Consider the following 9,233-nt stretch of genomic DNA (forward strand, 5'->3'; position numbering starts at 1 on the left):
AGCTCCCTTTTATTATTTATTGTAGTTCATTTCAATTTTCAGGAACCTTCCTGTTTCCGAGTTTTTCTGTTTGATCAAATCTTCAGGTGTTCCTTGGAAAAGGACTTTTCCGCCGTTTTTACCACCTTCAGGACCCATGTCGATAACCCAATCGGCTGCTTTTATGACATCGAGGTTATGCTCGATAATCAAAACGGTATTTCCGCGGTCAACCAAACGATTGATTACCCCCAATAATACATTGACATCCTCGAAATGCAGACCAGTTGTCGGTTCATCCAAGATATAGAAAGTCTTTCCAGTATCTTTTTTAGAAAGCTCTGTTGCTAATTTGACCCTTTGGGCTTCACCACCAGAAAGGGTGGTTGACGATTGGCCTAAGGTAATATAACCCAAACCTACATCCTGTAGGGTCTTGATTTTTCTATAGATAGATGGGATATTCTCAAAGAAAGTTACCGCCTCATCGATGCTCATGTCCAATACATCCGAAATAGACTTTCCACGGTATCTTACCTCTAAAGTCTCTCGGTTATAGCGCTTTCCGTTACAGGTTTCACAGGGAACCTGTACATCGGGCAAAAAGTTCATCTCAATGATCTTCATTCCAGCACCCTGACAAGTCTCACATCTACCACCTTTCACATTAAAAGAAAAACGCCCAGGCTTGTAACCCCTGATCTTGGCTTCCGGTAATTGTACATATAAAGCACGGATATCCGAGAATACACCGGTATAGGTAGAAGGGTTTGACCTTGGCGTTCTACCGATAGGAGATTGATCGATTTCAATGACCTTATCGATATTTTCCAAACCTTCGATTTTAGCGTAAGGCAGCGGTTTCGCCTTTGCCCTAAAGAAATGATGGTTCAAGATAGGGTAAAGGGTATTGGTAATCAAGCTCGACTTGCCAGAGCCCGATACTCCCGTTACAAGCACTAATTCACCCAAAGGGATATCAATGCTCACGTTCTTTAAATTATGGCCTGTAGCGCCCTTTAAAGTTAGTGTGTGGCCATTTCCTTTTCTTCTTTCTTCTGGGATTTTGATCTCCCGGGTTCCATTGAGGTAATCGGTCGTCAAGGTGTTTTCCTTCATCAATTGTTTAGGCGTACCTTGGGCGACAACTTTACCACCATGAACACCGGCTGCTGGTCCCATGTCGATCACATAATCCGAATGAAGGATCATGTCCTTATCATGTTCTACCACCAAAATGGAGTTCCCAATATCACGAAGGTTTTTTAAGGCATTGATTAAACGCTCATTGTCACGTTGGTGCAGCCCAATACTCGGCTCATCCAAGATATAAAGTACATTTACCAATTGTGAACCAATTTGGGTCGCCAAACGGATACGCTGTGCCTCTCCACCGGATAAGCTCTTAGAGCTACGGTTCAAGGTCAGGTAATTCAACCCTACATCCAACAGGAATCCAATACGGGTCTTGATTTCTTTGATAATCTCAACGGCAATAATGTTCTGTCTATCTGAAAGCTTGTTTTCAACGCCATCGAACCATTCATTCAAGGCGACGATATCCATTTCTGCTAATTCTGAAATATTCTTATCTGCAACTTTGATATGGAGGGATTCTTTTTTCAATCGCGCCCCATGGCACTCTGGACAAACTACCTGAGTACGGAATTCATCCAAACCTTGTGTATCATCACTGTATTTTGCGCTCATCTCTTCCAACATCTTGAAGATGCCGGCGAATTGAACTTTATATTCCCTTGCTCCATAAGAACCATAAGAAACCGTTAAGTTGATCGGTTCCTCTTCACCAAAAAGAAGGTTGTCGATCAGTTCTTCCGGCAGCTTATCGATTGGCGTGGTCAATGCGAAATCATATTTCTTGGCCACTGCTTTCAGCACCGCAAAATTCCATGAATCCTTAACCGGTCCCAAAGGGATAATCCCACCTTTTTGGATGCTCTGGCTTCTGTCAGGGATGACGATCTTTTTATCGATTTCATAGATATATCCCAAACCATCACATTTTGGACAAGCGCCATAAGGCGAGTTAAACGAGAAGGTATTCGGCTGCGGTTCATCATAGGAAATCCCTGACTCCGCATCCATTAAATATCGACTGAAGAATTGTTCCTTATTCTCCTTATTGGCAATCTTGATGATCCCCTTTGCCGTTTTTAAAGCTTGACCGATGGAGGTGAAGAGCCTTTTTCGTGAATCCTTCTCCACGATGATGCGGTCTACCACGATTTCAATATCGTGGATTTTATAACGGTCTACCTGCATTTTAGGAGCAATATCCAATATTTCTCCATCCACGCGGACTTTGGTATAACCCTGTTTTCTGATCTGTTCAAAAAGTTCGCGGTAATGACCTTTACGACCCTTTACCACTGGAGCCAGGACATAGATTCCTTCTCCGTTGAATTCATTGAGGATACGATCCGTGATTTCATCATCAGACATACGTTCCATTTTTTTGCCGGTAACATAAGAGTATGCTTCACCGATCCTAGCATACAACAACCTCAGGAAGTCATATATTTCAGTAATGGTCCCTACGGTTGATCTCGGGTTTTTGGAAGTGGTTTTTTGCTCAATGGAAATTACTGGGCTCAATCCTGATATTTTGTCCACATCGGGTCTTTCCATCCCTCCCAAAAATTGGCGGCTGTATGCTGAGAAAGTCTCCATATATCGTCTCTGACCTTCGGCATAGATCGTGTCAAAAGCCAATGAAGACTTACCGCTGCCACTTAATCCCGTGATAACGACAAGTTGGTTTCTTGGAAATGATACGTCTATATTTTTAAGGTTGTGTACGCGGGCACCAAATACTTCTAATTCGCTTTGATCCCCAAGGTCTACTGCTTTTTTTACGGCCATTAATATCTCCTTTTAGCAAAATGCAAAGTTACTGATTTTTAGCTAAGGATTTTAAGTCTCCCATCTCTAATCTTCTATTAGGCAGGATTATTGAAAAGTATTACCTTTAAACTACAAAGCATATCATTTTGAAAAAACTAGACGTAAATAAATCAGAGCGAGAGATCATAGAACAGGCATTGGGACATTGGGAGAAGGAGCAATTGATCTCGCAAGAAAAGTCTGAGGAGTTGAAAGCAAACTTAGATGATAAAGGCTTTGAATGGGGGATGCTGGCTCGGTATGCCTTCTGGATTGCCTTGGCATCCTTGATATTTTCGGTGGTATCCCTGTTTTCCGATGGTTATCTTTCCGACTTGGTAGAGAAATTTTATGAAACGCCCAATGTCATTTTCTGCCTAGGTTTCGCCGGTCTCGCGGTATTGTTCTATATCCTTGGTTTTCGGAATAAATCGAGGAATCCTGAAAAGAACTTTTCAAATGAGACCTTAATGCTCGCTGGGGCTTTTTCTACAGCAGCCAGCATAGGATTTCTCGGACAGGTCCTGGACCGTAATGAAAACCATTTCACCCTATTATTCCTGATGTCCATCATTATTTACGGAATCCTATCCGTAAAGCTGACCTCCAAGTTGCTCTGGGTTTTTACCTTAGTAGCTCTTGGGATCTGGTTTGCCACAGAAACCGCATACCATAGCAATTGGGGATTTAAGTTCTGGGGAATGAACTACCCATTACGTTTTACGATCTTTGGGATTATCCTGACTACCTTTGCTGTATTGCTTCAACCTAAAATAAAGCCTTTGGCCGTCTTTAAGTCCACCTCTTTTGTGGTTGGACTGCTCTATACAATGATCGCACTTTGGTTGCTTTCCATATTTGGAAACTACAGTGATTTCGATAAATGGTCCAGTATCCGTCAATACGAAATATTCTACTGGGGTTTATTGGGGATAGCCATATCATTGGGCTTGGCTATTTATGGAATGAAAACCAAGGATCATGTATCACGCGATATAGGTTTTGTCTTCTTTATCCTGAACCTATATACCCGATTTGTGGAGTATTTGTGGGATAATATCAATAGAACGATTTTCTTTTTGTTATTGGCGGTTTCCTTTTGGTTTGTTGGCCGTTGGGCCGAAAGTATCTGGAAGAAAAAGGAATGAGGTATTAAAAGTCTACCCCATTTTCCTTTAAGAACTGAACTGCAATTTTCTCATGCTCCATCAAAGGCCTCAACTCCGAGTCTAGGAGAGAAGAAGAAACAGAAACAAAGAACTTATTGATGGACGGAATGATGGTTTCGGAGATGAGCTGCACCCTTTCCATGTGAAATTCTGAAGTGATAATGATCAGTAAATCTGGATTAATTTCCTCTAAGGTCTCTTTTGATAGGGAAAAATCTTCAATTGTATTTTTTGAAGGAATTCCTGGCAAGAAACGGTTAGGATTAATGCCTTTCAAGCTCAAGAAATTTTGAGCATAATACGTATGTGGTTTATCTGTGATATTGAAGTGGTCGCCTTGGCCACCCGTGCACAAGATTAAAGCAGATTCATTATTGATGGCTAAATCATATGCTCTATATAGTCTATCGAGCGCTACAGCCGATAGGTGTCCGTACTCGTCATTAGGCGCGCCCAACACCATTATTATTGTTTTCATGAACAAATGAATTAATTATCCAAAACTATAAAAAAGGATATAAATAAAGTAAGGTTTAATAATTATTTCTTGGAATTTAAAATATTAACTTAGCTAGTTTTACATTCTAATTATAATAAAAAATTATGACCCGATCCAATTGTTGGATATTAAGGTAATTTACGAAAAAAGTTAAAAAAGGACAAATTGGTCTTAAATAAGCTTTGAATAAAAAAAGAGGCCAGAATTTTGTTCCGGCCTCTTATTACTCCTAATGGAGTTGGTATATTTTTATCTTATAAGTGGATTACTTCGCCATAAGCATCCGCTACAGCTTCCATAATGGCCTCACTCATGGTAGGGTGAGGGTGTACCGATTTGATGATCTCATGGCCAGTTGACTCTAATTTACGAGCTACTACCACCTCAGCGATCATTTCCGTTACGTTTGCACCGATTAAGTGTGCACCTAAGAATTCACCATATTTAGCATCGAAGATTACTTTTACGAAACCGTCTTTTGCACCAGCGGCAGAAGCCTTACCGGAAGCAGAGAATGGGAATTTACCCACTTTGATTTCATAGCCAGCATCCTTAGCCGCTTTTTCTGTGAAACCTACAGAAGCAACCTCCGGAGAACAGTAAGTACATCCAGGGATATTGTTGTAATCGATTGGATCTACGTGTAAACCTTTGATCTTCTCAATACAAGTGATAGCCTCAGCAGATGCAACGTGAGCTAGGGCTTGACCTTTAACGATATCACCGATTGCATAAACGCCATCGATATTCGTTTTGTAGAAGTCATCTACCAATACACGTCCTTTGTCGGTTTTAACACCAACTTCTTCAAGACCTAGGTTCTCGATGTTAGGCGTAATACCTACAGCAGAAAGAACAACTTCAGCTTCTAGGGTTTCTGTACCTTTTTCAGTTTTGATGGAAACTTTACAAAGGTCACCTTTAGTGTCTACAGATTGAACTTCAGATTTCGTAAGGATATTGATTCCAGCTTTCTTCAATGATTTCTCTAATTGTTTAGAGATTTCTTCGTCTTCAACAGGAACGATACGGTCCATAAATTCAACGATCGTTACTTTCGTACCGATAGCATTGTAGAAGTATGCGAATTCGACACCGATAGCACCAGAACCTACGACAACCATTGATTTAGGTTGTTTTGGCAAGTTCATCGCTTGGCGGTAACCGATAATTTTCTTTCCGTCTTGAGGTAGGTTAGGTAATTCTCTGGAGCGAGCACCAGTTGCTAGGATCGTGTGTTTAGCTGTATATTCTTTGGTCGAACCATCAGCGGCTTTCACCTCGATTTTACCACCTTTTTTAATTTTTGCAGTTCCCATGATCACGTCGATCTTGTTCTTTTTCATCAAGAACTGGATCCCTTTGCTCATGCCATCTGCTACACCACGACTTCTTTTTACGATGGCTTCAAAGTCGGCTTCACCGCCATTTACTTTGATACCATAATCAGCAGCATGATTTAAATATTCGAATACTTGTGCACTTTTCAATAGTGCTTTGGTAGGAATACAGCCCCAGTTAAGGCAAATTCCACCTAATGCGTCACGTTCGATAATGGCAGTTTTGAATCCCAATTGAGCTGCTCTGATGGCGGCTACGTATCCACCTGGACCACTACCGATAACAATAATGTCGTAATTCATAAATATTAATTGTCGTTATGTTTGCAAATACAATTCATCAAAAATACACATTTTTTATTTAGTCAGGACATATCTTTTCCGCTTGGAGCTGTTTTTTACGCCCTATATGTCATATCGAGGTCAATCCTTTTCCTTGATTTCTTTTCCCTAAAGCTTTTCCTTTTCTTTGCGCTGACTAATAGTATTTTATATGTTAAGAATATTTCAGCAAGTTGCCCTTTGGGAGGCAATCTCTACCGTTTTGTTGTTTTTTGTTGCTATGCCATTGAAGTATTTTGGAGGAATTCCAGAAGCCGTACGTGTTGCCGGTTCCATTCATGGTTTCCTAGTCGTACTTTTTGTCGTCCTATTGATTGCCTGCTGGCAAACCTATAACTGGAAGATTGGCCGCGTGGTCAAATACTTCTTCCTGAGCTTGATCCCAATTGTTTCTTTTTGGGTAGAAAAAGACCTTAAAAGAGAGATTACAGCTCAAAAAGCTGCTTAATCCCTTTTCTTGATATCAGACTCTATCCCCATATAGGCATAGGTAATTTCCGTTTTGCCGTGTGGGGTTGGAGTTCCTTCCGGATCCAAATTGACAAACACCAATTTGTCAATGGAAAGGATCACCATCCTTGTTATTTTATTACGGACTACGCACCTCATGGTTAGTGATGTCCTTCCAAAATTGATGGCCTCGATGCCGAGTTCAATGATATCGCCCTGTTTCGCAGAACTGACAAAGTTGATTTCAGAGATGTATTTAGTGACTACATGTGGATTCCCGAGTTGGACGATGGCGTAGATTACAGCTTCTTCATCTATCCAGCGCAATAGAGTTCCTCCGAATAAGGATCCATTAGGGTTTAGGTCCTCGGGTTTGACCCATTTACGAGTATAAAAGTTCATACTACAAATATCCGAAAAAATACTTTATTCGTTTTCTGTATTTCTTAGAAAGATTCTAGGCTTCTAGAACAGTTTGCGTTTAATAAAAAAGCTAGCAAAAAGAACTTAGGAAATCGCTTAAAAATGGAGCATCATAATCGTTTTTTGATCTGCATTTTTTTTGAAGTTTTATAGGGGACTGATTCGAGTCTCATTCGAGACACATTCGGAAAATTCGGAATGTGTCTCGAATAAAACTAATGGTTGCACTCAGTTCAAAAACAAAAAAAGAGGCTACCTGAAAAGATAGCCTCTAGAAATAATATTTTTGATATTAAGCGTGGATCGCTCTATTTGCAGTTGCTGCAAGAGCAGCTTCTTTAAATGCTTCAGTGAAGGTAGGGTGAGCATGGCAAATTCTACCGATATCTTCTGCAGATGCACGGTATTCCATTGCTACAACAGCTTCTGCAATCATATCAGCTGCACGTGGTCCGATCATATGTACACCTAGGATCTCATCAGTTTCAGCATCTGCCAATACTTTGATGAAACCATCTGTGTCGCCAGATGCTTTAGCACGTCCAGAAGCTTTGAATGAGAAACTTCCAGCTTTATATTTCTTGCCTTCTTCCTTAAGTTGTTCTTCGGTTTTACCTACAGACGCAACCTCAGGCCATGTATAAACAACGCCAGGGATTAAGTTGTAGTCGATATGGGGTTTTTGACCAGCAATACGCTCAGCAACATAGATACCTTCATCTTCAGCCTTGTGAGCCAACATAGCACCTTTGATCACATCACCGATGGCGTATACACCAGCAACTGAAGTTTCCAAATGCTCGTTTACAGGTACTTTATTTCCTCTTTCCTCAGTTTTGATGCCGATGTTTTCAAGACCTAAACCTTCTGTATAAGCAGTTCTACCAACAGCTACGATGCAGTAATCGCCTTCTAATTCTACGGCTTGACCTTTAGAATCTTCAGCTGTAACCGTTACGTTTTTACCTTTTACAGTAGCGCCGGTAACTTTATGGCTCATGAAGAATTCCACGCCTAGGTTTTTCTTCAGCACGCGTTGCAATTCTTTACCTAATCCAGCATCCATAGTTGGGATGATAGATTTAGCATATTCAACAACCGATACTTTAGCACCTAATCTGGCATATACAGAACCTAACTCCAATCCGATCACACCACCACCGATAACGATCAGGTGTTTAGGGACTTCTGTAAGGTTTAAAGCTTCCGTAGAAGTAATGATACGTTTTTTGTCAACAGGAAGGAAAGGTAATGCTGAAGGTTTAGAACCCGAAGCGATAATCACGTTTTTCGCACTTAACTCTTCGACTTTACCATCTGCAGCAGTCACTTTAATGGTGTTTTTGTCAACGAATGAACCTACGCCTTGGAAGCTGTCAATTTTGTTTTTCTTGAATAAGAAGGTAATACCAGCAGTATTTTGGTCAATAACACTGTTTTTTCTGTCGATCATTTTCTTCATGTCGACTTTCAGGTTACTTAAGCTAATGCCGTGTTGTTCAAAATTGTGAGCAGCATTGTGGTAATGTTCTGATGAATCCAACAATGCTTTGGATGGGATACATCCAACATTAAGACAGGTTCCTCCAAATGTGCTGTATTTTTCAATTACGGCAGTTTTTAGGCCTAATTGAGCACAACGGATAGCGGCAACATAACCACCTGGACCACTTCCGATTACGATTACGTCGTATTGCATAGAGATTTTTCTTTGTTTACGAGGCAAATTTACTATTTAAATGCATATTAAGCGAAGATTAATAGGATAAAATAGGGAGTATTTTCTAATTAGACGGAGGGATTACAAAAGGGGAAAAAGAGGTGCGGGGAGAAGGGGGGAATGGGGTTTGGCTGACCTAAAATAATTCTGCCCTTCCAGGGCAGTAAAACGCAAAAAAACATCCTTTTCTAGTGTCAACCTGAGGCACGAAGGTTCTCGGAACCATACAAGAATTGATTGTATTGGCGTACAGGTCCTCCATCTTCGATGGAGGATGAACTGTGTCTATTTCCAAATTTATTTTAAATTTTTTCCAAATTTTATTCTGCTAATCCTTTTTCCACTCGATATACCTCACCAGACTTTGCAATGGCGAACGCCTGTTTGATCAGTTTGTTTACAACCGC

General features: G+C 40.6%; 7 protein-coding genes. 2 read left to right on the plus strand and 5 right to left on the minus strand.

The annotated features are described in order from the left end of the window. Positions 1–12: 12 nt before the first annotated feature. Entirely contained in the window at positions 13–2,862 is a 2,850-nt protein-coding gene (uvrA, locus tag ACK2WI_RS14970; protein ID WP_409151509.1) for an excinuclease ABC subunit UvrA, read from the minus strand. Positions 2,863–2,990: 128 nt separating this feature from the next. Between uvrA and ACK2WI_RS14975 the strand changes: the two genes are divergently transcribed. After that, positions 2,991–4,031 carry a DUF2157 domain-containing protein gene (locus tag ACK2WI_RS14975; RefSeq protein WP_409151510.1) on the plus strand — a complete coding sequence of 347 codons (1,041 nt, stop codon included), beginning with the start codon at positions 2,991–2,993 and terminating at the stop codon, positions 4,029–4,031. A 4-nt stretch (positions 4,032–4,035) separates the two neighbouring features. On the opposite strand, the gene ACK2WI_RS14980 is transcribed toward ACK2WI_RS14975, so the two are convergent. Continuing rightward, positions 4,036–4,530, minus strand: a complete 495-nt coding sequence (locus tag ACK2WI_RS14980) for a YdcF family protein (protein ID WP_409151511.1) — start codon at positions 4,528–4,530, stop codon at positions 4,036–4,038. A 275-nt stretch (positions 4,531–4,805) separates the two neighbouring features. Then, complete coding sequence (gene lpdA, locus ACK2WI_RS14985; RefSeq protein ID WP_093100831.1) at positions 4,806–6,194, minus strand: dihydrolipoyl dehydrogenase; 1,389 nt, start codon at positions 6,192–6,194, stop codon at positions 4,806–4,808. Positions 6,195–6,384: 190 nt separating this feature from the next. Between lpdA (ACK2WI_RS14985) and ACK2WI_RS14990 the strand changes: the two genes are divergently transcribed. After that, positions 6,385–6,681, plus strand: coding sequence for a DUF3817 domain-containing protein (locus ACK2WI_RS14990; protein WP_093100829.1), 297 nt, complete (start codon positions 6,385–6,387; stop codon positions 6,679–6,681). Here ACK2WI_RS14990 and ACK2WI_RS14995 read toward each other — a convergent pair. Together ACK2WI_RS14995 and lpdA (ACK2WI_RS15000) are read right to left on the minus strand one after the other, a co-directional pair. After that, positions 6,678–7,085: an acyl-CoA thioesterase gene (locus ACK2WI_RS14995; protein ID WP_093100827.1), complete on the minus strand. Its 408-nt coding sequence runs from the start codon at positions 7,083–7,085 to the stop codon at positions 6,678–6,680. The genes ACK2WI_RS14990 and ACK2WI_RS14995 overlap by 4 nt on opposite strands. 313 nt (positions 7,086–7,398) lie before the next feature. Then, the gene (gene lpdA, locus ACK2WI_RS15000) at positions 7,399–8,805 is read right to left on the minus strand and encodes a dihydrolipoyl dehydrogenase (protein ID WP_409151512.1); all 1,407 of its coding nucleotides are present in this window, start codon (positions 8,803–8,805) and stop codon (positions 7,399–7,401) included. Between the last annotated feature and the right edge of the window lie 428 nt (positions 8,806–9,233).

The sequence above is a fragment of the Sphingobacterium sp. BS-2 genome (genome assembly GCF_046161205.1).
GTDB lineage: Bacteria > Bacteroidota > Bacteroidia > Sphingobacteriales > Sphingobacteriaceae > Sphingobacterium > Sphingobacterium mizutaii.